General features: G+C 30.6%; 23 protein-coding genes. 9 read left to right on the top strand and 14 right to left on the bottom strand.

The window, feature by feature from the left end:
* Positions 1-23: 23 nt before the first annotated feature.
* The 6 genes from ABGB03_RS08550 to ABGB03_RS08575 form a co-directional block, all read right to left on the bottom strand.
* The gene (locus ABGB03_RS08550; protein WP_347921879.1) at positions 24-722 is read right to left on the bottom strand and encodes a DUF4386 domain-containing protein; all 699 of its coding nucleotides are present in this window, start codon (positions 720-722) and stop codon (positions 24-26) included.
* Between the two features lie 2 nt (positions 723-724).
* Entirely contained in the window at positions 725-1,951 is a 1,227-nt protein-coding gene (locus ABGB03_RS08555) for an alpha/beta hydrolase-fold protein (RefSeq protein ID WP_347921881.1), read from the bottom strand.
* Positions 1,952-2,061: 110 nt separating this feature from the next.
* A complete protein-coding gene (locus ABGB03_RS08560; RefSeq protein WP_347921883.1) occupies positions 2,062-2,535 on the bottom strand; it encodes an energy transducer TonB in 474 nt (157 codons plus the stop codon).
* A 307-nt stretch (positions 2,536-2,842) separates the two neighbouring features.
* Complete coding sequence (locus ABGB03_RS08565; RefSeq protein WP_347921885.1) at positions 2,843-3,523, bottom strand: response regulator transcription factor; 681 nt, start codon at positions 3,521-3,523, stop codon at positions 2,843-2,845.
* On the bottom strand, positions 3,520-4,452 hold the full coding sequence (locus ABGB03_RS08570; protein ID WP_347921886.1) for a sensor histidine kinase: 933 nt from the start codon (positions 4,450-4,452) through the stop codon (positions 3,520-3,522). The genes ABGB03_RS08565 and ABGB03_RS08570 overlap by 4 nt, the downstream gene beginning before the upstream one ends.
* Before the next feature lie 209 nt (positions 4,453-4,661).
* Positions 4,662-6,323, bottom strand: coding sequence for a serine hydrolase domain-containing protein (locus ABGB03_RS08575; protein ID WP_347921887.1), 1,662 nt, complete (start codon positions 6,321-6,323; stop codon positions 4,662-4,664).
* Positions 6,324-6,544: 221 nt separating this feature from the next.
* Between ABGB03_RS08575 and ABGB03_RS08580 the strand changes: the two genes are divergently transcribed.
* Positions 6,545-7,822: a nuclear transport factor 2 family protein gene (locus tag ABGB03_RS08580; RefSeq protein ID WP_347921889.1), complete on the top strand. Its 1,278-nt coding sequence runs from the start codon at positions 6,545-6,547 to the stop codon at positions 7,820-7,822.
* 26 nt (positions 7,823-7,848) lie between these two features.
* Here the strand turns inward: ABGB03_RS08580 and mnmE are convergent, their stop codons facing one another.
* Complete coding sequence (gene mnmE, locus ABGB03_RS08585; RefSeq protein ID WP_347921891.1) at positions 7,849-9,240, bottom strand: tRNA uridine-5-carboxymethylaminomethyl(34) synthesis GTPase MnmE; 1,392 nt, start codon at positions 9,238-9,240, stop codon at positions 7,849-7,851.
* 133 nt (positions 9,241-9,373) lie between these two features.
* Between mnmE and ABGB03_RS08590 the strand changes: the two genes are divergently transcribed.
* On the top strand, positions 9,374-10,516 hold the full coding sequence (locus ABGB03_RS08590; protein ID WP_347921893.1) for a TlpA disulfide reductase family protein: 1,143 nt from the start codon (positions 9,374-9,376) through the stop codon (positions 10,514-10,516).
* Between the two features lie 148 nt (positions 10,517-10,664).
* Here ABGB03_RS08590 and ABGB03_RS08595 read toward each other — a convergent pair whose 3' ends face one another.
* Positions 10,665-11,315, bottom strand: a complete 651-nt coding sequence (locus ABGB03_RS08595) for a rhomboid family intramembrane serine protease (RefSeq protein ID WP_347921895.1) — start codon at positions 11,313-11,315, stop codon at positions 10,665-10,667.
* Positions 11,316-11,496: 181 nt separating this feature from the next.
* Here ABGB03_RS08595 and ABGB03_RS08600 point away from each other — a divergent pair, with 181 nt between their 5' ends.
* Positions 11,497-12,396 (top strand): lysophospholipid acyltransferase family protein, encoded by a 900-nt coding sequence (locus tag ABGB03_RS08600; RefSeq protein WP_347926402.1) that lies wholly within the window; start codon positions 11,497-11,499, stop codon positions 12,394-12,396.
* A 13-nt stretch (positions 12,397-12,409) separates the two neighbouring features.
* Here the strand turns inward: ABGB03_RS08600 and ABGB03_RS08605 are convergent, their stop codons facing one another.
* Complete coding sequence (locus ABGB03_RS08605; RefSeq protein WP_347921896.1) at positions 12,410-12,586, bottom strand: hypothetical protein; 177 nt, start codon at positions 12,584-12,586, stop codon at positions 12,410-12,412.
* A gap of 66 nt (positions 12,587-12,652) precedes the next feature.
* Entirely contained in the window at positions 12,653-14,044 is a 1,392-nt protein-coding gene (gene glmM / locus ABGB03_RS08610; RefSeq protein ID WP_347921898.1) for a phosphoglucosamine mutase, read from the bottom strand.
* A gap of 73 nt (positions 14,045-14,117) precedes the next feature.
* Between glmM and ABGB03_RS08615 the strand changes: the two genes are divergently transcribed.
* From ABGB03_RS08615 to ABGB03_RS08630, 4 genes are read left to right on the top strand one after another with little or no spacing between them, the layout of a single operon-like run.
* Positions 14,118-14,720 (top strand): ACP phosphodiesterase, encoded by a 603-nt coding sequence (locus ABGB03_RS08615; protein ID WP_347921900.1) that lies wholly within the window; start codon positions 14,118-14,120, stop codon positions 14,718-14,720.
* 6 nt (positions 14,721-14,726) lie between these two features.
* A complete protein-coding gene (locus ABGB03_RS08620; RefSeq protein ID WP_347921902.1) occupies positions 14,727-15,392 on the top strand; it encodes a DNA alkylation repair protein in 666 nt (221 codons plus the stop codon).
* A complete protein-coding gene (locus ABGB03_RS08625; RefSeq protein ID WP_347921904.1) occupies positions 15,393-16,106 on the top strand; it encodes a hypothetical protein in 714 nt (237 codons plus the stop codon).
* A 46-nt stretch (positions 16,107-16,152) separates the two neighbouring features.
* Positions 16,153-18,189, top strand: a complete 2,037-nt coding sequence (locus tag ABGB03_RS08630; protein WP_347921906.1) for an ATP-binding protein — start codon at positions 16,153-16,155, stop codon at positions 18,187-18,189.
* A 10-nt stretch (positions 18,190-18,199) separates the two neighbouring features.
* Here ABGB03_RS08630 and ABGB03_RS08635 read toward each other — a convergent pair whose 3' ends face one another.
* Positions 18,200-18,730: a hypothetical protein gene (locus ABGB03_RS08635; protein ID WP_347921908.1), complete on the bottom strand. Its 531-nt coding sequence runs from the start codon at positions 18,728-18,730 to the stop codon at positions 18,200-18,202.
* A 216-nt stretch (positions 18,731-18,946) separates the two neighbouring features.
* On the opposite strand from ABGB03_RS08635, the gene ABGB03_RS08640 reads away from it, so the two are divergent.
* Both ABGB03_RS08640 and ABGB03_RS08645 read left to right on the top strand, forming a co-directional pair.
* Complete coding sequence (locus ABGB03_RS08640; protein WP_347921909.1) at positions 18,947-19,501, top strand: LemA family protein; 555 nt, start codon at positions 18,947-18,949, stop codon at positions 19,499-19,501.
* Positions 19,502-19,505: 4 nt separating this feature from the next.
* Positions 19,506-21,239, top strand: coding sequence for a DUF2207 domain-containing protein (locus tag ABGB03_RS08645; protein WP_347921910.1), 1,734 nt, complete (start codon positions 19,506-19,508; stop codon positions 21,237-21,239).
* 262 nt (positions 21,240-21,501) lie between these two features.
* Here ABGB03_RS08645 and ABGB03_RS08650 read toward each other — a convergent pair whose 3' ends face one another.
* The 3 genes from ABGB03_RS08650 to ABGB03_RS08660 are packed head-to-tail and all read right to left on the bottom strand — an operon-like array spanning position 21,502 to position 22,978.
* Positions 21,502-21,879 carry a hypothetical protein gene (locus tag ABGB03_RS08650; RefSeq protein WP_347921912.1) on the bottom strand — a complete coding sequence of 126 codons (378 nt, stop codon included), beginning with the start codon at positions 21,877-21,879 and terminating at the stop codon, positions 21,502-21,504.
* 7 nt (positions 21,880-21,886) lie between these two features.
* On the bottom strand, positions 21,887-22,369 hold the full coding sequence (locus tag ABGB03_RS08655; RefSeq protein ID WP_347921914.1) for a GNAT family protein: 483 nt from the start codon (positions 22,367-22,369) through the stop codon (positions 21,887-21,889).
* 39 nt (positions 22,370-22,408) lie between these two features.
* On the bottom strand, positions 22,409-22,978 hold the full coding sequence (locus tag ABGB03_RS08660) for a hypothetical protein (RefSeq protein WP_347921916.1): 570 nt from the start codon (positions 22,976-22,978) through the stop codon (positions 22,409-22,411).
* Positions 22,979-22,990: the final 12 nt, after the last annotated feature.

Below are 22,990 nucleotides of genomic sequence, written 5' to 3' on the forward strand. Positions count from 1 at the left end.
TTACTTATTAATTTAAGATCATTTTAGTCAACTGTACTTAATTTTTCTTTCGCTCCCATAATCAAGAGCCATAAACATATACCGAGTTCTCCAATGGTGGCAGGTAGTGTAACAAACGAAGAGATTCCTAGTTCGCTGTAGCCTGGAATAATTAAACGCCCGAAAACTTGGATTAGATACCCTAAACAACCAAGCATTAGGAATACACCTAAAAACTTGGGGAGAATTCCTGATTTAAACACTAAATAACCAAACGGAAATAACCACAATCCCCAAAATAGCATCGCAATTCGAGTTCCACTATAATAAGACCCAAGAGATAGCATCATTTTAGATTGCAGTTGTTCTGTGCTATATGTATTTAAGTAATCAGCATCACTAATCAGAGTGATGACATCCATTTTATATGACACAGGAATAAAGGAAAGTATGGCGCTTACCATACCAAGTGCTACCATTAGAACTGCCGTATTTTTATTGACAGATTTTAATAGTTTATAAAGCACAAAAGGGATAATTAACATGATGATATAACTTATCAAAGTACTGGCAATACTTAATCGGAATAACTGTTCACCGTTTACAACATTATTAAACGTGGCAGAAGCATCCTTCATAACTAATAATTTGGAAGGCACATACATGATTCCAAAAATACCGGTTAGTACAACTATAAAATATAGAAGCCCTGCTATTCTTGCTGTTTTTTTATTTGAATCCATCTTTATTCTTTTTCTTTATTTGACAATGCTTCTGCTTTTTTATAATAGGTTGCAGCCTTTTTCTTTTTATCCATAGCGGTGTACACATCTCCTAAACCATTTAAAGGTCTCTCAGAGTTTGGGTTATTTAATAGTAACGCATTATAGATGTCTATTGCTCTATTGAATTTTTTATGCTTTTGGTAGAATGCTGCAATATGATAGGGCGTACTTCTTCTTAACTTTCCTAACTTCTCATTTGTAAAAAATGAGCTTATTAAATCATCGAACACAGCATAATTGTTTTCATCTATTGCACTGGTTATTGCTGTAGATATAGTCCAGTCAGGCACATCTGTAGAAAACCCATATTTTTTGGCTCTTTTACTATAATATTCTCTCATGAAAGGTATGCCTCCACTTTTCTCAAATTCTTCTACGGTATTATAGACTAGCGTATTGTAATAAGAAAAATATGCTCTTAAACCGTGATATAAAACTCCATAAGAAGATGATCTATGGTTTTCGCCAACTAGCTTTTGATATTTCCAACGGAATGATTTTGGAGATTTCGTTGTGAGAAGTTCACTCAAATAATCTGCATTATCTGAATCTTCTGCATAACTTTTAAAAGGTGTTTGAGAACTTATTCCAAAATATAGGAAGGTATTAAGATCTTTATTTTCATCAAGTAACTTCTCTAAGGCTTTTATTCTAGACCCCTTTTTACTTATTGGGTTTGGACTTGCGGATATGTAACCAGAAAATAGACTTGGTTTTTCTATCATTGCATGAATAACAAAACCGCCTCCAAATTCCCATCCAAATACCATACGCTCATTAGTAGTTCGGTACGTTTTATCTATAAAAGAGATGACATCGTTTTCTATAAAATTGAGAAACTTAGGCGTGCCTGTACTAAAATGACTAAAACGTTGCGGATACTTATTTTTTATCCCTACAATGATAAATTCTGGAGTTATATCAAACTCTAAAAATGACTGATGCAAACTAACCGCATATAAATAAAAGCGCTGTCCATCTAAAACATACAATACTGGATATTCTTTATTTGATGTTTTATAGCTTTCTGGAACATATACTTGAATTTCGCGGTCTTCCTCTAATATTTTTGAGTTAATATTATAGTTTTTACCTACGGTATTATCTATTCCTTCTGTTTGTGCAGAAGAGTAGTTAGAGAACACGCTGGTTATTATTAATATTAAAAGTGTTTTTTTAATGTCCATATTAATTGAATTTTTTTAGTCTAAGCTGAGGTTTTGTATAAAACGTTCTCTTTCTATAAAGCCCAAGTTGAATCTTGGGCTTTTAACATTTCAATAATTAGCTACTAGGTCTATTTTTTACCTACTTCAAAAGTGATTGGTAGAGAGTATGGCACAACTGCACCTTTTCCTTTACGTTTTGCAGGAATCATTTTAGGAATAGAACTAATTACTCTTTTAGCCTCTTTTTCTAATTCTGGATGTGGTGCTCTAGATTTTACTTCTGTAACAGTGCCTTCTTCATTAATTTTAAAAATCACCGCAATACTCATTTCCCCCTTAAACCCAAGTTGTTTGGCAAGTTTTGTATTTAAATTGTCATCTACGTATTTATAAATGTTGTCAGATAAACATTTTCTTCGTTCTATATTGTCTGATAGATTCTCACACCCAGGAAAGACAGGCACTTCATCTATTGATTCATATGGAAATTCAGCCGTGTTTTTAAGTTTGTCTTGTGCGTTTAAATTTAAACACATAAACATTACAAATACAGTAGAGAATACTAGGGAATACTTTGATTTTAAAATTGATTTAGTCATCATGATAAATTGTTTTTAATTAATATTTTTTACACTTAATTTTCAAAGTTTTGATTTTTTTAAATATTAAAATTGAACAAAACCGACAAAATAAAATGAAAGAAAAAATTCTAGATTTATTCACTAACACTTTACGAGCAGTCTAATGATTAAGTTCCAGTCTCTAATTTAAAGCGAATATTAATACATCTTGGAACATTTAGACATACAGAAGGTAAACGCAAATAGAAATGGTTTATGAAACTACAAACCCAAACCCTTGAGATAGAATTTAACAACAACCGAAAGATGTAATCTGGAATTATTTTGCTTATTTAAGCACGCTTAAAGCATTGATTTTATAATATTCACCTATTGGGACTTCTATTTTACCAATTTCAATATCATTTTTGGTGAAGGCAGTAACTTTATCTGTATTTACGATGTAAGAACGATGTACTCTTAAAAACCGTTTATCTAGCTCCTTTTCAAAAGCAGTTATACCGTGTTTAATCATCATTTTATCTTCAAGGAAATGTATTCTAATATAATCTTTGATACTTTCTATATAAAGAATTTCGTCTAATAGAATTTTGACATTTTTCTTATTGCTTTGTATGTATATATGATTTTCTCTAAATGTAGAATCTTTTTTATTTGTGCTCTCTGTAAATTTTTCTATGGCTTTATAAAAACGACTGAATACAATTGGTTTAAGTAAATAATCTACCGCACTTAATTCAAAGCCTTCCACAGCATATTCTCTATACGCAGTTGTAAATATCACTTTAGGTTTAACAGAAAGGTTTTTAAAGAAATCTGTCCCCTTTAAAACAGGCATTTTAATATCTAAAAAAATTAAATCTACTTTATTTTCTTTTAAAGCTTTATGTGCCTCTAGTGCAGAATCACAAGACCCAACTAACTCAAAATCATCAAATTTAGACAAGTGATTTTGAATTAATTCTCTTGCTAATTCTTCATCATCTACTATTAAGCATTTATATTTCATTTGGATATGAGCTTTAAAATTACCCCAAAAACATTATTTTTATCACTTATGTGTAAAACATAATTATTAGATTTATATAATAGTTGTAATTGCTTTTCAATATTCTTTAACCCAATGGACTCCCTATTATCAACTATGTCATTAGTAGTCGAGACAACCACAGGTATCGTATTTTCAATATTAAAATAAATTTCTTTTTTTGTAGCTTTTAATTGAATCTTTATAGAAGCTACATTAATTTCTTCTTCTACACCATGCTTAAATGCATTCTCCGTTAAAGTGAGCAATAAAAGTGGAGCTATTTTTATATTATCTTCAACTGAATGATTAAATACTATATTTAGCCTTTTTCCGTAGCGTAATTTTTCTAAAGCTATATAATTTTCTAATAAATCTATTTCTCCTTCAATGTTTACATATTTATCTTTACACTTATATAGAATATAATCTAAGATATCAGAAAGTCTTTCAATAACTTCTGGAGATTTGTCTGATTTCTTTAAAGATAAAGCATATAAATTATTAAGTGTATTAAATAAAAAGTGCGGATTCAATTGATTTTTTAATGCTTCTAATTCTGACGATTTTTGCCGCTCCTTCAAGCTCAATATCTCTTTTTGATGCCTATAATAATTAAGTACCATTAATATGATAGTTGGAAAAATCAAACCAGTTATATTACCTAAAAAAGCATACACATTAGTGATACGTTCTATAAAAATTAAAGGAGGTCTAACACTAAATATCTCGGGATATTTTGGAACTAAATAATAGCAACGTAAGGCTGTATGAAAGGTGTATGCAAAATAAATAAGAACAAGACTACTGATAACAAAAAGAACTTTACGTTTTTTATTTAACAGAAAAGGAATAAGTACATATATGGCTATATAAGAAAGAATAATTTGAGGTACTGTTTTTGAAATCATTCTTTCAAACAGGAATACTTTATCAGATTCAAATGGCCAAGAAGAGCTTATATAATAAACAAGCATTATAAGCCAAAACACTATGTGAGTTAGAACTTTCTTACTAAGAAAAATATTTTTTGTGCTTTTAAATGTCATATAGAACTCAAATATAAAATAAACTAGCTACTATCTAATAATTTAGCTAAATGCAATGTTTATTAATAACCTTATTTCACTTTCGTGAAAGTAAGGCCTTTAACTCTTGGTGTTGATATGTTGAATGCTTCAACTTTATTTTCCCCATTTCTTTTAAATTCAAAGATTCCCATTGGACTTGAAAACAAACCTTCCATGATAGGTCGTAAAGGAACAGTCTCTCTCTTATTAATATATAGTATTATTCTATCTTTAATGACTTTAAATTCATAATATGCATTAATTTCTTCACTATAATAATTGCCAGAAAACAGCTGTAACTCCTCTAAATTATATGTCGCCGGGGTATATGTTTTAAAAACACCTACTTCTATACCATTCTCAATGAAAACCATTTTATTTTCTTGTTGAAAACGCACAAAAACTTTAGCACCAGGAGGCGTGTTTAACATTTTAAATTCATTTTTACTAATAGACACTAAACTATTCATACTTCTTGGTGAACGCTCATATCTTAAGGTGTCGTTTTTTAGAGTAATTTTTCTTGAATAGCTGTCTTTTGTATTCCAATAAGATCCTACATATTTATTTAGTGTTTCTTTCGGTAGTTTTTTAATAGTTATCTCTCTTTTTGATTTTACACTTTTAGGTTCCTTATACATATCACCAAGAAATATATCTGCTATTTGGTACCCTAATGGTGTTGCATTTGCATCTGCAGTATTTGTAAATACAATTACTGAAAATTTTTGTTCTGGGAATCGTATGATATTTGACCAAAACCCTGGAGCTCTTCCTCCGTGATCCATAGTTTTTAACCCTCTGTACTTTTTGATTTGCAAACCAAATGCGAAATCTATAAGGTCTCCATTGTTAAGTAGTCCTTGAGTAGTCATTAATTCCCAAAAATTGTCCTTTAAAATTTTACGGTTATAAAATTCATCATCCCATTTCTTTATATCTTCAACAGTAGTATAAATCCCTCTATCTCCAGTATGCTCTAATGTTGATAAAATATTTCTAAAATCTCCTGAGCGACTTGGACTATAGCCTGATGCTCTCTGTTTTATAATCATGGTATTGTTGTCAAGAAAATGAGTGTTAGTCATTCCAAGGGGTTCAAATATTTCCTTTTGAGCAAAATCGGCAAGACTCATTCCTGATGCTTTTTCTACAATTCGCCCTAATAACCAATATCCAGAGTTACAATACAAATGTTTTTCACCAGGAGAAAAGTTCAATTGCTTCTGGTTTTTAATCCATTTTAGAATATCATCATCATTATAATAATCATCTGGTCGCAATCCACTTAAATAAGTGATTTGTGCATAATCCCTAAGACCACTTGTGTGATACAACAAATTTTTAATCGTAATAGTTTTAGCATACTCAGGAAACTCTGGATAAAATGAACTTAATGATTGATTTAAGTCTAACTTTCCTCTTTGCGATAAAAGAACAATACTGGCAGCTGTAAATTGTTTACTATTAGACGCAATACTGAATGCTGTTAGAGGAGAGTTAGGAATATTATGTTCTAAATTTGCTAAACCATATCCTTTTGAATATAGGAACTCTCCATCTTGAATGATGCCGATTGCAGCTCCAGGTGAACTTGAATTGTTCCATTTTTCGAACAGATTGTCAACTGCTTTAATTTTGTCTAAATGATTCGTTTGTGCACAAGAATAAAACGAAATTAAAATAATAAGGAAGGATAGATTTGTCTTCATTTTTGTAAAAATTAGATTATTTTTTGGTTCAAATTTAAAAGTAAAAGAGATGCTTTATGAAAACTGTAGACATACAAGAGGTACGAGCAAACATAAAAGCTATACCTAAGAATAAGTATTATTTCAGCAAAATAGCATTTATGTTTGCTGTTAAGTCTCATTGGTCTATTTCTTAAAATACTTAAACTTTTTATTTTCAATTTTGGAAAAAAATTTATTTTATGAAATCATTGAAGCTTAAATTTATTGTTATTCTACTTTTTATTACAACTTCTTTTATCTCTAAAGGACAAAATAATCACAATGAGAAGTATTATAGACATCTGAAATACAATCATGTATCGCCACATATACCAATAATGGGTATTTACGAAATTAATAAGGTGGTGGCATCTAAAACATCTCATTATGTTTTTAAATTCAATAAATCTAATCAACTGGTTGAAATTATAAATAACCACTATCATACAGAAAAAAGACATCCACTTGCATCAATAGGTGCTTATAAAACCGTTATAAATTATACTGAAGGTTTAGAAACACGTCTTTTCTTTGATAAAAATAATAGGAGAATTACTAATGATCGTGATGTATATAAAGAAGTGTATTTGATCGATAAAGAAGGTTTTAAATATGAGCTCAAATTTTATGATTTAGAAAACAAACCAATGGAGTCTAGTTGGAAAGTTTCAAAATATAGTTGGAGCAAAAAAGGAAAAATGATTGTAGAAAAACGATTTAATTTAGATGAAAAGCTAGTTGATTTATCTCCTTATTTTGAATTTGAAATTACAGGAATTTTATATGATAAAAATAATTTACCTAAAGAGCATTATAATTTAAATGATAAATTTGAAATCCAAGAGAATTCTAAAGGAATAGCTTCTTACCAAGACACATACGATACAAAAGGAAATCATATTAAGTATTCGTATCATAATGCAAATAATCAACTTGTAAAAAACCAATGGGGATTTGCTTATAGAATAAAAAAGTATGACAATAATGGTAATAATCTATCATTATTATCATATGATGAAAATGATTCATTAATAAATGTAAGAGACATTTATTCAAACGCAATCGTGAAAATTGCGTCCAAAGCTTCGCAAAAGGATTCATTAGAGATTAAACAAAAATCATTAGAATATTTAACAGCACTACAAGAGTTAAATCCAAAGCTAATTGAAAAAGCTCTTCATAAAGAATTAGCAAAAGAGACTATAGGAATCAATCCAAGAAACAGAAGAGATACTATACGAAAAACTTCTTATAACCAAATGTTACAGTTTGCTGATTCATGGAATAAAGCAGGAAATAAATTTCCTCCTAACCCGAACAATCAAGTCATTATTTTAGATATTTATGATCGTATTGCTACTGCTAAACTAGTATCAGATAATTGGGTAGAATATCTACATTTAATTAAAACGAATAAGGAATGGAAAATAATCAATTTGCTTTGGCAATATAAAGATGTCGGTTTTTATTCTAATTAAGACAAATACGCGACAATTATTTTAAACTATTTGCCGATACAGAAATTAGCAAAAATATTACCTAATAAATCATCGTTGGTAATCTCCCCTGTAATTTCTCCAAAATGATATAAGGCTTGTCGAATATCTATCGCTAGTAAATCTCCTGACAAACTGCTATCCATACCTTGCTGTACTTTTTGTATTTCCTCAAGAGCTTTTAAAAGCGCATCATAATGTCGTGAATTTGTTACAATGGTATCATTATTTCTTAAAGCACCTGTGTTGATGAGACTTAACAACTTATTAGTCAACTCCTCTACTCCAAAACCTGTTTTGGCAGATAGTAAAATAGCATTAGGAATATGAGTTGTTAGTTCAGATAATTGTATGTCATCCAATTTATCAATCTTATTAGCTATAATTATTAGTGGTTTTTGTGGATGCCTGTTTTTGATTTTTTCTATTTCAACAAGTGCAACTCCTAAATTAGACACACTGATTTCAGCATCAAACAAATAAATTACCACTTGCGATTGATCTATTTTTTCAAATGTCTTTTTTATTCCTATACTTTCAACAACATCTTGTGTGTCTCTAATACCCGCAGTATCAATAAATCTAAAACCAATACCTCCAATAGTTAATTCATCCTCAATAGCATCCCTTGTTGTTCCTGCAATATCACTAACAATTGCCTTCTCTTCATTAAGTAACACATTAAGCAATGTTGACTTACCAACGTTTGGCTCACCTACAATAGTCACAGGTATTCCATTTTTAATCACATTACCAACTGCAAATGAATCTATTAAATGCTTCAGTACTTTAGTAATGCGTTCAATTAAATCTTTAAATTGGTCGCGATTGGCAAACTCTACATCTTCTTCGGCAAAGTCCAATTCCAATTCAATTAACGAAGCAAAATTCATAAGCTCATCACGCAACGCTTTAATCTCATTGCTAAATCCTCCACGCATTTGCTGTATTGCCACTTGATGTGATGCCTCATTATCACTTGCAATTAAATCTGCCACAGCTTCGGCTTGACTTAAATCTAATTTACCATTTAAAAAAGCTCTTAAGGTAAACTCTCCAGGGTTTGCTATTCTACAGCCATGTCGCAAAAATAACTGAATAATTTCCTGTTGAATATATGGACTTCCATGACACGAAATTTCAATAACATTTTCGCCTGTATAAGAATTTGGATTTTTAAAAACGGACACTAAAACTTCATCTAACTCCTTGCCGTTTTTTAAAATATGTCCTAAATGTATAGTATGCGTTTTTTGATCGCTAAGAGACTTTTGGCTTTTTACAGATCTAAAGAAATTATCAACTATAGTTATAGCATCCTTACCAGAAATTCTAATAACCGAAATAGCTCCAGCTCCTGAAGGTGTTGCTAATGCAATAATGTTATCGTTGTTTATCACAAAATCTAAATTTTATGCAAAAATAGGGAAATGACGACTGATTTTTCACATATTGTCTAATTATAGCGTATCTCATCTGCTTAAATTCAAAAGAAAACAAAATCGATGTATATTTGCGTAAAATACATTTAAAATGAAAAAGACATTCCTACTTTTAGTCTTAGTAATATTAAATTATAGCTGTAATAAGACTCAAAAACAAGAGCCTCTTACTGCAAATACTTACGAAATATCTGTAACAGCCAAAGGAGTTGTTAATGGTTTACGTGCTTATATTAAAACTGCCCAAGGTAATCGAGAAGCAGTTATAGATACTGCAATAGTCATGAACGAGCAATTCGTTTTTAGTGGCAAAGTCGCTAGCCCTTCTATTCAAACAATTACTATAAATGGTGTTAAAGGTACTTTACCCTTTGTCTTTGAATCTGGAAGAACCTTAATAAACATTAATAAAGATAGTTTGTTTAACTCGAAGGTTGAAGGCTCACAAAATAATAAAGATTATAATGGGTTTAAACAGCAGTATAAGAAAAAAGCTGATGCTATTAATGCTTTAAATGCTGAATACGGAAAAGCAGCTGACCAAGAATCTAGAAATAAGATTATAGAAAAAGCAAGACAGTTGAATAAAGAGATACAAGAATTTAGTATGGACTTCATTGCTGATAACCCAAATTCAGCTTTTTCACTTTTGCTACTTGAAACACAAATTGCTAATAAAGATATTAATCTTGAAAAATTAAAAAGCAATTATAATGCTTTACAAAGTGTAATTAATAAAAATGCCGCATTTATCTCTATTGGGGCAAAAATAAAAAGTCAAATAGAAATAATTGAAGCTAGTGCTAGCCTAAATATTGGTAAGATAGCTCCTAATTTCACATCTCCATCCATTGATGGTGAAATGATTTCATTAAATGATATTAAAGGAAAAGCTACTATTATTGAGTTTTGGGCTTCTTGGTGTGGCCCTTGTAGACGTGAAAACCCTAATATTGTTAGAGTTTATGAAAAGTATAAAGATAAAGGATTAGCTATTATTGGAGTGTCTTTAGATAAACCTGGTAATAAAGCTAGGTGGCAAAAAGCTATTGAAGATGATAATTTAAACTGGTATCATGTTGGTAGTTTACAATATTTTAATGATCCTGTTGCTAGAATGTATGATATTAATTCAATCCCTGCTTCATTTATTTTAGACGAAAATGGTAAAATAGTTGCAAAAAAACTAAGAGGCAGCGACTTAGAAAAACAAATAGCTTCAATGCTAGATTAATAAAAAGGTCTTAGTTTAGGTCATTGCGATACTGACGCTTATCGTCAGTAGTGGCAATCTCTATAATATTTAGTAATTAAATAACCAGATTACTTCACTTTGTTCGTAATGACGGAAGCTTTTGGATTTTCTGGCTGACTTTGTGCTTCTATATCTTGCCCATTTTCCGCATAACGTATAAAAGTACAATCGGTATAGCTAACAGAATTACCATAAGTGTATGTTCTGTAAATAACCAGGGTGCTAAAATTAAAGTAATCACATAACCTCCAATGGCGCCACCAAAATGAGCATCATGACCAATATTACTACTTCTCTTTTTCATTCCATAAATTGAATATAACAAATACCCTATTCCAAACAAATAGGCTGGAATTGGTACAGGAATAAAAAACATGTATAATTTCATACTTGGATTCAATAAAATAGCAGCATATAATATTCCAGTAACCGCTCCACTTGCACCTACTGCACTGTAATGATATTCATTTTTATGAAAATAGAGGGATAGTAAATTTCCAAAAACTAAACTCGCAAAATACACTAGCACAAAATTAAATGTTCCTAAATGCGTCATCACAGGATTAGCAAAAAAATACAATGTAAACATATTAAAAAACAAGTGCATTTCATCGACATGCAAAAATCCAGAACTAAGCATTCTTACTTGTTCACCACGTCTAATACCTCCTATATTGAATTTGTATTTTTCAAAAAAAGAAAAGTCATTAAACCCCGTTAAAGAGACTAAAACATTAGCACCAATAATAATTATTGTAATTAAATCTATTTTGCCCATATAGTGTAAACGTAAAAAGCCAAAAGTACATGATTTTTTTCATTTGAAAATTAACAAAAATCAAATGAAAAAAAAATTATGGATTAACGAAGTGATTACTGAAGCAAAACTAAATTTAGTTCATTTTATTAAACTGAATTTAGTTTTTGAAGAAGAAATATAGCATATATTTGCCAAAACAATTAAGCATTTGCAACTTCTAGCATACATAATTATTTATCCTATTTTATGGATTATCTCTATACTTCCTTTTAGACTTTTGTATATCTTGTCTGATGGTATTTACATCATTTTATATTACGTAATTGGCTATAGAAAAAAAGTAGTAAAAGATAATCTAGCTTTAGTATTTCCAGAAAAAAGCAAACAAGATATAAACCATATCTCTAAGAAGTTTTATCACCATTTCTGCGACATGATTTTTGAATCTATTAAATCGTTAACTATTTCGGAAAAAGAAATATTACGTCGTTTTAAGTTTACCAATATCGAAGAACTTAAACAGTATGAAACTTCTAACCAAAGTGTGATTTTAATGTGTGGCCATTATGCTAGCTGGGAATGGTCTATTAGTGTACAAAAGCACATAGATTTTATTGGTTATGGTGTATATAAAAGATTACGCAATCCATATTTTGATAGATTAGTGAAGCGTGTAAGAGGAAAATATAATAGTTATTTAATTTCTACAAAAGAGATTATCCCTACACTTGTTAAATCAAAAAAAGAAGGTAAACTTTTCTTATGTGGTATGGCTGCTGACCAATCGCCAAAGCTAAATAAAGCCTATCACTGGACAGAATTTATGGGAGTTAAAGTACCTTGTTATACAGGCTCAGAAATGATTGCAAAACGTTTGGATTTGCCCATAGTATTTATGGCTATAAAAAAAGTGAAACGTGGCTTTTATGAAACTACTTTTAGCACCATTACAAAAACGCCTAAAGACTTTAAAGACTATGATTTAACCGATATATTTCATAAATTAGTTGAAGAGCAAATTAAAACAGCGCCAGAATATTATTTATGGACTCATAAACGTTGGAAACATAAGGATAATGTTCCAAAAGAGTTTCAATAAATATTTTGACTATTTAATTAGTTTTTTTGCTTTTACACTTTCTGCTTTCGTTTCTAATAGCTGCTGTAAAAGACATAGCTGTTCCAATACCTATAGATAATCCAACTGCAAGACTATTTGTTGCTACTCCAATACTAATTCCTATTCCTACTCCAAAAATTAAGCTTAAAGCTATATAATTATTTTTCATACAATACTCAATTTATCTAATTAGTAGTAATTTTCAATTATTGTTACAATGTGTAATTATTAAAAATTAGTTTATACCAGCAATCTCCTTAATCTCACCCATAATTTTAGATGCTAAATCATCTGCTTCTTGTTGCGATTTTGCTTCTGTATAAACTCTAATAATAGGCTCTGTATTACTTTTACGAAGATGTACCCAATTCTCTGGAAAATCTATTTTTACGCCATCAATAGTGGTGATGTTTTCTTTAGCGTAGCGTGTTTCCATTTCTTTTAAAATACTATCAACATCCAAACCTGGTGTCAGTTGTATTTTATTCTTACTCATAAAATAAGATGGATAAGTTTTTCGCAGTTCACTCACTTTCATTTTCTTATCTGCCAATAAACTCAAAAACAAAGCGACACCTACTAAGGCGTCTCTACCATAATGTAATTCTGGATATATAATCCCACCATTACCTTCACCTCCAATAATGGCATTGTTCTTTTTCATTAATTCTACAACATTCACTTCACCTACAGCACTTGCTTCATAAGTACCTCCATGTTTTTCTGTTACATCACGAAGTGCTCTTGTAGAACTCATATTACTTACTGTGTTTCCTGGTGTATTGCTCAATACATAATCGGTACAAGCAACCAAAGTATATTCTTCACCAAACATTTCTCCATCTTCACTAACAAATGCTAGTCTATCTACATCTGGGTCTACCACAATACCAAAATCGGCATGCTCTTTAACTACTTTCTCAGACAAATCTGTTAAATGCTCTTTTAAAGGCTCAGGGTTATGCGGAAAATGTCCAGTTGGATCACAATACAATTTCACAGCATGCACACCAAGTCTTTCTAAAAGTAAAGGAATGGCAATCCCTCCTGTAGAATTCACACCATCAACTACTACTTTAAACTTTGCTTTTTCTATTGCTTTTTTATTCACTAAAGGCATTTTTAATACCTCGTCTATATGCATATCTATATAAGCCTCATTAATAGTGATTTTACCTAAACTATCAACGTCGCTAAAGTTCATGTTATCAGAATCTGCTAATCTTAAAATTTCTTCACCATCAGCACCATTTAAAAACTCACCTTTATGATTCAATAATTTTAAAGCATTCCATTGTTTTGGATTATGACTCGCAGTAAGAATAATGCCTCCATCGGCATGTTCCATAGGCACAGCTACTTCAACAGTTGGTGTTGTAGACAATCCTAAATCTATGACATGAATTCCTAAACCAACTAATGTGTTCATTACTAAATTCTGAATCATTTCTCCAGAAATCCTCGCATCACGACCAACCACAACTCTATAGTCTTCTTTATTACGTTGTTGCTTAATCCAGGTACCATAAGCCGATGCAAATTTAACTGCATCAATAGGCGTTAAATTCTCACCTACTTGTCCGCCAATAGTCCCACGAATTCCAGATATAGATTTTATAAGTGTCATATGCTATATTAATTTTGAACAAATATAATATTTCAAAACCGTATTCCTCGTTACGAATTTGTAAATTCGACCAATGAATTTTTTAGCACATATTTATCTTTCTGGTGATAGCGATTTAATAACTATCGGTAATTTTATAGCAGATGGTATTAAAGGAAAAGATTATCGAAAATACAGCAGAGAACTCCAAATTGGTATTTTGCTACATCGTGAAATAGATACATATACTGATGCTCATAAAATTGTTAGAAAAAGCACAAAACGATTGCATGAAAAATACAGCCATTATTCTGGTGTAATTGTAGATATTCTGTACGACCATTTTTTAGCTAAAAATTGGGATAGCTATTGCGATATACCTTTAGACAAGTATGTCGACAATTTTTACGATTCGTTAGAAGAACACTTTGATATTTTACCATTGCGTATCAAAAAAATGATGCCATACATGATTACCAATAATTGGTTATTGAGTTATGCATCAGTTGAAGGGATTAAAAAAGTGTTAGAAGGCATGAACAGAAGAACACATAATAGGGCTCAAATGAATTTAGCTGTGAATGAACTTGAAGAGTTCTATGAAGAATTTGAAATAGAATTCACTTCTTTTTTTGAGGAGCTTATTATTTTTGCTAAAGAGAAGTTAGAGTTTCTATCAGCTCAAAAAACACTATAATTTATCATGTTTGTAGAAGATCTCACTAAGCTATTTGGTAAGTATGCAAATGCAGAAAATGCGTCTCATATGAAAAATTACATGAGAGGTCAATTCGAATTTTATGGCATAAAAACCAAAGACCGTAGAGCGCTTTTAAAACAAGCTATCGAGAAAAACAAAGAAGAAGTCACTTCTAATATTCGTGAACTTACATTTCAATTATATAATTTATCTCAGCGCGAATACCATTTAACAGCTATCGAAATTTTCGATAAGCAACTCCGTAAAAAATACTTAAAAAGCGATATTATTTTAATTGAACGATTAATCACTGAAAATGCATGGTGGGATACGGTCGATTTTATTGCAAAATGGGTTCTAGGTAACTATTTAACAATGTATCCAGATATGGTCGAAAAAACTATAAATGGGTTTTCAAACGTAGATAATATATGGCTAAATAGAAGCACTATTATTTTTCAGTTGGGATATAAACACAATACCAATGAAGAATTATTGTTTAGACAATGTATGGCTCATAAAGAATCCAACGAATTCTTTATACAAAAAGCTATTGGTTGGGCACTTAGAGAATATGGAAAAACAAACCCTCAATCCGTATTAAATTTTGTAAATTCAACAAGTCTAAAGTCATTAAGTCATAGAGAAGCTATTAGAAACATTATATAAATGAAGCTAAAAAAGTCTATAAAAATTATTGTTGGTGTAGTGGTGTTTTTCACACTACCAACCCTACTCTTTTTAGGCTACGTTTATTTTAAATATAGCGAAGATGTGCCAGTTGGTATTGAAGGTGAAACTGCCGATGCCTTAGCCGATACTATGCTTGATGTTTTAGACTACGAAGCTTATAAAAAAACAGAATATATAGAATGGACGTATCAAAACAAGCGTCGCTACGAGTGGGATAAAGCTAATAACTTATGTACAGTTCGTTGGAAAGAGTATAAAGTAGATTTGCATCTTAATTACCCTGAGCGTAGTAAGGCCTATGTCCATAGTTTTAATATTATTGGCGATCAAAAAGATGCATTGGTTACTACTGCCTTAAACTATTTTAATAATGATTCCTTTTGGATTGCTGCTCCATACAAAGTCTACGACGATGGTGTAAAACGTAGTGTTGTAAAAAGAGATGGTAAAGATGCATTGTTGGTGACTTACACACAAGGTGGCACGACTCCTGGAGATTCCTATTTATGGTCTTTTGATGCAACTGGAAAACCTACAAAATTTAAAATGTGGACAGACCTCTTGCCTATGGACGGTTTGGAAGCTTCTTGGAGCGACTGGACAACAACCTCAACAGGTGCACAACTCCCAACTTTTCACAAAATACTTTTCTTTGGTTTTGAAATAAACCATATTAAAACGACAAGGTAATATATTTAGATTCCTTTTATTATCTTGTACTATAAATCCTTCTATTTTGAACTCAAAATTATCCTTTATAATAATTTTATTGTTTTCACTCAATATTGCATCTCAAAATCAATCTTTTTATGAGACTTTAGGTAGCATTCAAGAATTAAGAAAGTTGTCGAGAAATGAAAGTTTAAACTCGAATGACAGAATAAATTATGCTAAACGTGCATTGTCTCTTTCAGAAAACACAAAAGTTGACACAACCATTCTTAAGAGTAATAGGAATCTTGCTGCAGTTTATCTATATCTAGATCAATATGATGACTTTCAAAAAGTAAGTTTTAAAATTTTAAAATTGGCAAAAAAAGTTGGGGACTCAAAAGCTTTAGCTATTGCTTATAATAATTTAGGCTGGTATAATTATGTTAATTCTCAAAATGATAGTGCTTTTTTCTATTATAAAAAAGCAAAAAAATTATTTCATAATTTAAAAAATGAAAAACAAGAAGAAGGGTTCATTTTATTTAACATTGCAACTATTCAAAAAAAATATGCTGATTTTAGTAATAGTGAATATAGTGCTATAAAGTCTTTAGAATTAATAAAGACTCTTCCCGAAAATCAATATAACTTAGATACTTTATGGGGTATATATAACTTATTAGGCTTAATCAAAAAAAAACAAAAACAATATCAACAATCAAATGACTATTATAAAGAAGCGCTTTCTTTTTGTGATAAACTATCGGATGATAGTGAATGTAAACTCTTTATCAATATAAATCTAGCAGAACTTTACAAAGAACAAAAGTTATTTAATAAATCTATTAAAATTTATAATAAACTTCTAAATGATATTGTATTAATTAATGATCCAATAAATTACGCTACTATAATAAACAACTTAGCCTATGTAAAGTTTAAAGCAAAGCATAATGATAATGATAAAATAATTACCCTATTTAATAAAGCATACAAAATTTGTGATAGTTTAAATTATAAGTATGAGAAAGCAGCTTCTGGAAACGATTTATCTGAATTCTATTTATCCTTAGGACAGAAAGATTCATCTATAAAATATTTAGAGAGATCCTATGCTTTATCAAAAACTAATAAATATAATACAGAAGTACTAAGATCTTTGTATCTCTTATCAAAATCAATTGAAGGAGAAAAAGGCAAACAATACTTATATGAATATATAACTCTTAGAGATAGTTTACTTAATGAAGAACACATCATGCAAAATAAGTTTGCGCGAATCGAATTCGAAACAGACGAAGTTGTTGCTGAAAATATAAAAATTGCTAAAGACCGTTCTGTACTCTTTATAATTGCTTGCTCCTTATTTATAGGTTCAATATTACTATATGTTATTTATTCACAACGCTTAAAAAACAAACAATTAGTTTTTGAAAGTACACAACAAAAAGCAAACGAAGATATTTATTCCCTGATGCTTTCTCAACAATCGAAACTGGAAGAAGGGCGTATAAATGAACGTCAACGCATTTCGGAAGAACTTCACGATGGTATTTTGAGCAAATTATTTGGAATTAGAGTAGGTATTGAGTTTTTATTAGTAAAAACTAAAATGAAAGATGCTTTAAAGAAAAGATTTAACGATTACATAAATGATATACAGTCCACCGAATTAGAAATACGTGATATCTCTCACGAATTAAAAGATGGGCTTGCTTCTCATAAAATTAATTTTAAAAACATTATTGAGCATTATTTAAAAACTCAAAGTGAATTACATTCCCTACATTATAATCTAAATTCTGATCCAAATATCTCTTGGGATACAATTAATGACAATTTAAAAATGAACCTATATCGCATAATACAAGAAACTCTTCAAAATACTATAAAGCATGCGAAAGCAAGTCATATTAATGTTAGTTTTAATCAAATAAACAAAAAGCTTGTGCTAGTAGTTAAAGATGATGGTATAGGTTATGATTCAAAAACAGCAACAAAAGGAATTGGGTTGAGTAATATAAAATCGAGAGTTCAAAACTTAGGAGGGGAATTTCAAATCGAATCTAACTCGACTAATGGAACTACTATTACTGCTGAAATTCCAATAATAAATTAACAAGCAATTATTAATTACTTTTCTGTCCCGAAAATTGCTGCGTCTTTTGTTTAAACAACACATTAAACGTTGTCAAACTTCCATAGCATCTGGTAATATATTGCTGTAAATCGATTTTTTCTTGCTCGTCAAGGTTTTTGCTAGAGTTTATTTTTTGTTCCATAACTCTCAATCTATCACGAAGCATGACTATTTTATGAAAAAACGTGTCGATTGGCACTTCTTTACTCTGTAATGCCGTATCTCCAGGTTCCATAATAAGGTTGCCACCTTTCCATTTATCGGCAATTGGAACCACCTCACTTGCATCGCTCCACTTTTTTAGTATGTCTACCAAACTACTTTCTACATCAAACAAACTCACCGTATCTACATCATCAGTATTAGCACACTCAATCACTTCAAATTCGCTATCTAATTCTATGGTCTCTAAACCATTATCAATAAAAGTTACCCAATAATGTCTTGATGTTACGTTGGTAACTACGCCTTTACCATAGTCAGGATGGTTAATTCTAGAGCCTATTCCTAATAATCTCATCAATAATCTTTTTTTATTCCTGCAAGGTCACTAAGCTTATCGAAGTGAAGACAGGAATCTCATTAAACAATATCTTATACAAGTATATTAATATTTCTCGAAATATCACCTTCTTAAAAGCTCAAAATAAAATTCAAACCACCATCAAAAACGCTTTAATGTTTCACTTTTATTCTCATTAAATTTCATATCTTTAATACTTAAAGTTTAATTACTATGACAGTAACATACGCATTAATTGGTCTTGTAGTATTGGCAGCATTTTATGGTGTTGGAATTTACAACAGATTAGTAAAATTAAAAACACTCGTAGCCGAGGCTTGGAGTGGAATAGACGTACAATTAAAAAAACGTTATGATTTAATTCCAAACTTAGTTGAAACCGTAAAAGGCTATGCAAGCCATGAAAAGGAAACCTTTGAAAATGTCACTAAAGCTAGGAGTCAAGCACAAAATGCGACGACTGTTGAAGGACAACAAGCTGCAGAAAATCAATTAAATAAATCGCTAATAAATCTATTTGCAGTAGCTGAACAATATCCTGAACTAAAAGCAAACGAAAATTTTTTAAGCTTGCAAAACGAATTGTCTGTTGTAGAATCTGACATTGAAAAATCAAGACGATACTATAATGGCACGACTCGCGATTATAACATTTTAATAGATTCGTTTCCTTCAAATATTATTGCTGGAATTACCAACTTCACCAAAGCAGTGTTTTTTGAAATAGATACTGATACAGAAAGACAAAACCCTCAAGTAAAATTTTAAAGCGTTGAAACAACTCTTTTTTATTGTACTATTAATTACGAACACTTTTTCTTTGTTTTCGCAAAGTGAACGAGTGCTTTCATTTCATTCAGACATTGAAGTAGACACCTCAAGTACAATTACCGTAAAAGAGTCTATTAAAATTTACGCTAGTGGCAGCATTTTTAAAAGAGGAATTACACGCACTATCCCAACTGTAAGTGTAGACAGCTCTGGCAAAAAAGTGAAGTTGAATTATAAAATACTATCTGTAGAAAGAGATGGCAAAGCTTCAAAATATCACACTGAAAAGGGAAGTGGTGACATTACCATTTATGTTGGAGAAAGTGATGTGTTTTTAAATGAAGGTGAATACGACTACACAATTACCTATCATATGAGTGGACAAATTCGCTTTTTTGACACTTATGATGAAATTTATTGGAATGTCAATGGTTTTGATTGGGAGTTACCTTTTGGTCGAGTGTCCAGTAAAATAACATTACCTTTTGGTGGAAACATTATACAAAATGCATGTTATACAGGAACTTACGGTAGTAGCAGTACTAACTGTAGTTCAAAAATACTCACTAATAATAGTATTTACTTTAATGCTGAAAATATAAGAGCTGGAGAAAACTTAACTATAGCAGTAGGATTTAATAAAGGTACTGTAAATCAACCTCCTCCGCCACCACCTCCAACATTTTTTCAAAAGTTTGGAGCGCTTATCCTAAGTGGACTTATAAGTTTAGTACTTTTATTTTATTACGGTTTTACTTGGTTAAAATTTGGTATTGACCCAGCAAAGCCAACGGTATTTCCACAATTTGAAGTTCCAGAAAATATGACACCAGCTTCAGTTGGCATGTTAGATAAGTTCCGCTATCATGGCGATTTAATTACAGGCACTATTTTAAATTTAGCAGTAAAAGGATATCTTAAGATAGAAGAAGACACTCAAGATTATGTTTTTGGAATCTTTAAAAGCAAAACGTTTTTTATCCATAAAGTAAAAGAAGATACAGGTGCACTCAACGATGAAGAACGTGTGCTATTCTCAAAATTGTTTTCAAATACCTCTACGGTAACATTAGATGGAAAATACGACTCAAAAGTACAAAGTGCCGTTAGCGCCTTTAAATCATCATTAAGAAAGCAGCACCATGGTTTAATTTATCAAGGGTTCAATGCAAAATTTTGGATAGTTCCAATATTGACCATCATCGCTTATGTGTTTTTGTTTGTCTTTTTAGCGTCGCAATACTTCCAAGGTGAAAATGATGGAGTAATATTCGTTTTATTCTTGATTTTAAATATTGTATTCTTTTTGATTTACCAATATTTAATTAGAAAACCTGCTGTAGAAAAACTTAGGATTAAATCATTAATTGATGGCTTTAAAATGTACATGAGTGCAGCCGAAGAAAAACAAATCGCCCACTTTAATCCACCAGATTTGACACCAGATATTTTTGAAAAACTGTTGCCTTATGCGGTTGTGTTGGGTGCAGAAGATGTTTGGGGAGACAAATTCCAAAACCTTATTGATAAATCGCTAATAGACCAAAACTATCAACCAACATGGTATACTGGAGGACGTATTGGCAACTTCTCAACCTTTAACCATACCTTAAATTCATCGTTATCTAATTCCTTAAGCAAATCTGCAACGCCACCATCAAGCAGTGGTAGTGGTTCTGGAGGTGGTGGATTCTCTGGTGGCGGTGGTGGCGGTGGTGGAGGTGGTGGCTGGTAACAGTACGACTTCTTATTTCAACTCCACAATCTTACAAAACTTAAGATATCGAATAATTTTTGTATCTTAATACTATGAATATACCAGAAGAAGCATTCGATATACTTGTCATAATTGGGATAATTGGTGCAGTATGGGCTTTTGCTGCTTACTTTACCAGAAACGGTAGAAACTTTAGAAGCAGTAGAAATAAAAAGGCTAGGAAGCAATTTTAATAATTGAACGTAATTAGCAATTTTACTATGTGCTTAAAATAGATGATTTATGAAGGAAAAATTTGTTTCAAACAATTACTTTGATCATCTAAAAACTCATTAATTTCTTCAATAAATATTTCTTTTTGTTCTTGTCGATTTATTGTTAGATGAATAACTATAGATTCTGGTTCTGGCTGAAGTCCAGTTGTAATGGTCCAAGTTAAAGCATTAGGGCATTCTAACAATGCAAAACGCAACCCTCCTCTAATCTCATTTCTAGTTAAAGTAAATTCACCCCAAATACTTCCAATACTAGCTTCAATTTTATTTTGAATACTAATAATAATTATTTCATTGCTCATCAATTCTAGATTTTCTAGAGTTAATAGCTCTTGTATATCTTTATCTTGTGTCTTTTGTTTAATAATTCGGAAAAACTCCATGTTAAATTTATTTTTTTTGATTTCTATATTCCGATTCGAGCATTGACATAATTATTAGGTTTTGGTATTCTCCATCTTTAAAAATACTATCTCTTAATATCCCTTCTTCTTTAAATCCTTCGGTTTGATATAAATATCGCGCTCTTTCATTAACCTCCAATACATCCAACCAAAGACGGTGACATTGTAATTCACTAAAACAATAGTCTTTTATTTTTTTTAAGGTTTTTCTACCATAACCTTTTCCTTTTTTAGAAATAACAATACGTCTAAGTTCAATACTTTTATTAGCATTAGTTAATCCAGCTAAAATCACGTAACCAATAAGACTGCCATTAGCTTCTTTAAGCACAAAATGATTAATGTCATTATTACTAATTAAATCTAGATGTTCTTCTCTGCTATTTGGGAATACAAATGCCGAGTTATCACTATGAGTCTCCATAGCAATAATTTGGTCTAGGTCTTCTATTTTGGTGTTAACTAACAAAATCCAATAAGTATATTAATTTTTAGCTGACAAACTAAATTATTTTAAATTCTTAGGAGGCAACGGTGGAGGTGGTGGAACAAAACCATACTTGTCGCGTACCAACAAAGTTTTATCTACATAAGTTTTATATCGCGAAAGCCACCATTTATTTATCTCATCATCACTAGTAATTACATCAGATTTTATAAAATTAATCACCTGATTTTCTACATCAATAACCACTTCAGACCTAATTACAAAATAATAATCACCTCGTGGATATTCTTCATTATCCACTTTATCTAAAATATCAAATCCAGTAATAACCATGTTAAATTTATTTGGGGTATCCGTTAACAAAAAATAAGGTAAAGGTCTAGCAGATTCTATATTAAAACCATTACTTAGTGATATTTTCAATTTTTTTGCATCACTAGGACTTAGTTTAAGATATAATTCAGCATTATCTATATCTTTCTTTTCTAAATAATTAATGATAATATAAGAATTTGCTAGTATTTGCTTAAAATGCTCTTTAGTAATCTCCTGAGAATTTACTACAAAAACATGACAAAAAAAGAAGCTGAATAATAGATTTTTATTGCCAAAGAATCTCATAATACTCATTTTTTAGTTATA

The sequence above is a fragment of the Pontimicrobium sp. SW4 genome (assembly GCF_039954625.1).
In the GTDB taxonomy this organism is placed as follows: Bacteria; Bacteroidota; Bacteroidia; order Flavobacteriales; family Flavobacteriaceae; genus Pontimicrobium.

Excerpts from the sequence above, each read along its gene's own strand:
- ABGB03_RS08550 (WP_347921879.1), bottom strand. The coding sequence starts at position 722 with ATGGATTCAAATAAAAAAACAGCAAGAATAGCAGGGCTTCTATATTTT.
- ABGB03_RS08555 (WP_347921881.1), bottom strand. The coding sequence starts at position 1,951 with ATGGACATTAAAAAAACACTTTTAATATTAATAATAACCAGCGTGTTC.
- ABGB03_RS08560 (WP_347921883.1), bottom strand. The coding sequence starts at position 2,535 with ATGATGACTAAATCAATTTTAAAATCAAAGTATTCCCTAGTATTCTCT.
- ABGB03_RS08565 (WP_347921885.1), bottom strand. The coding sequence starts at position 3,523 with ATGAAATATAAATGCTTAATAGTAGATGATGAAGAATTAGCAAGAGAA.
- ABGB03_RS08570 (WP_347921886.1), bottom strand. The coding sequence starts at position 4,452 with ATGATTTCAAAAACAGTACCTCAAATTATTCTTTCTTATATAGCCATA.
- ABGB03_RS08575 (WP_347921887.1), bottom strand. The coding sequence starts at position 6,323 with ATGAAGACAAATCTATCCTTCCTTATTATTTTAATTTCGTTTTATTCT.
- ABGB03_RS08580 (WP_347921889.1), top strand. The coding sequence starts at position 6,545 with ATGAAATCATTGAAGCTTAAATTTATTGTTATTCTACTTTTTATTACA.
- ABGB03_RS08590 (WP_347921893.1), top strand. The coding sequence starts at position 9,374 with ATGAAAAAGACATTCCTACTTTTAGTCTTAGTAATATTAAATTATAGC.
- ABGB03_RS08595 (WP_347921895.1), bottom strand. The coding sequence starts at position 11,315 with ATGGGCAAAATAGATTTAATTACAATAATTATTATTGGTGCTAATGTT.
- ABGB03_RS08605 (WP_347921896.1), bottom strand. The coding sequence starts at position 12,586 with ATGAAAAATAATTATATAGCTTTAAGCTTAATTTTTGGAGTAGGAATA.
- glmM (WP_347921898.1), bottom strand. The coding sequence starts at position 14,044 with ATGACACTTATAAAATCTATATCTGGAATTCGTGGGACTATTGGCGGA.
- ABGB03_RS08615 (WP_347921900.1), top strand. The coding sequence starts at position 14,118 with ATGAATTTTTTAGCACATATTTATCTTTCTGGTGATAGCGATTTAATA.
- ABGB03_RS08620 (WP_347921902.1), top strand. The coding sequence starts at position 14,727 with ATGTTTGTAGAAGATCTCACTAAGCTATTTGGTAAGTATGCAAATGCA.
- ABGB03_RS08625 (WP_347921904.1), top strand. The coding sequence starts at position 15,393 with ATGAAGCTAAAAAAGTCTATAAAAATTATTGTTGGTGTAGTGGTGTTT.
- ABGB03_RS08635 (WP_347921908.1), bottom strand. The coding sequence starts at position 18,730 with ATGAGATTATTAGGAATAGGCTCTAGAATTAACCATCCTGACTATGGT.
- ABGB03_RS08640 (WP_347921909.1), top strand. The coding sequence starts at position 18,947 with ATGACAGTAACATACGCATTAATTGGTCTTGTAGTATTGGCAGCATTT.
- ABGB03_RS08650 (WP_347921912.1), bottom strand. The coding sequence starts at position 21,879 with ATGGAGTTTTTCCGAATTATTAAACAAAAGACACAAGATAAAGATATA.
- ABGB03_RS08660 (WP_347921916.1), bottom strand. The coding sequence starts at position 22,978 with ATGAGTATTATGAGATTCTTTGGCAATAAAAATCTATTATTCAGCTTC.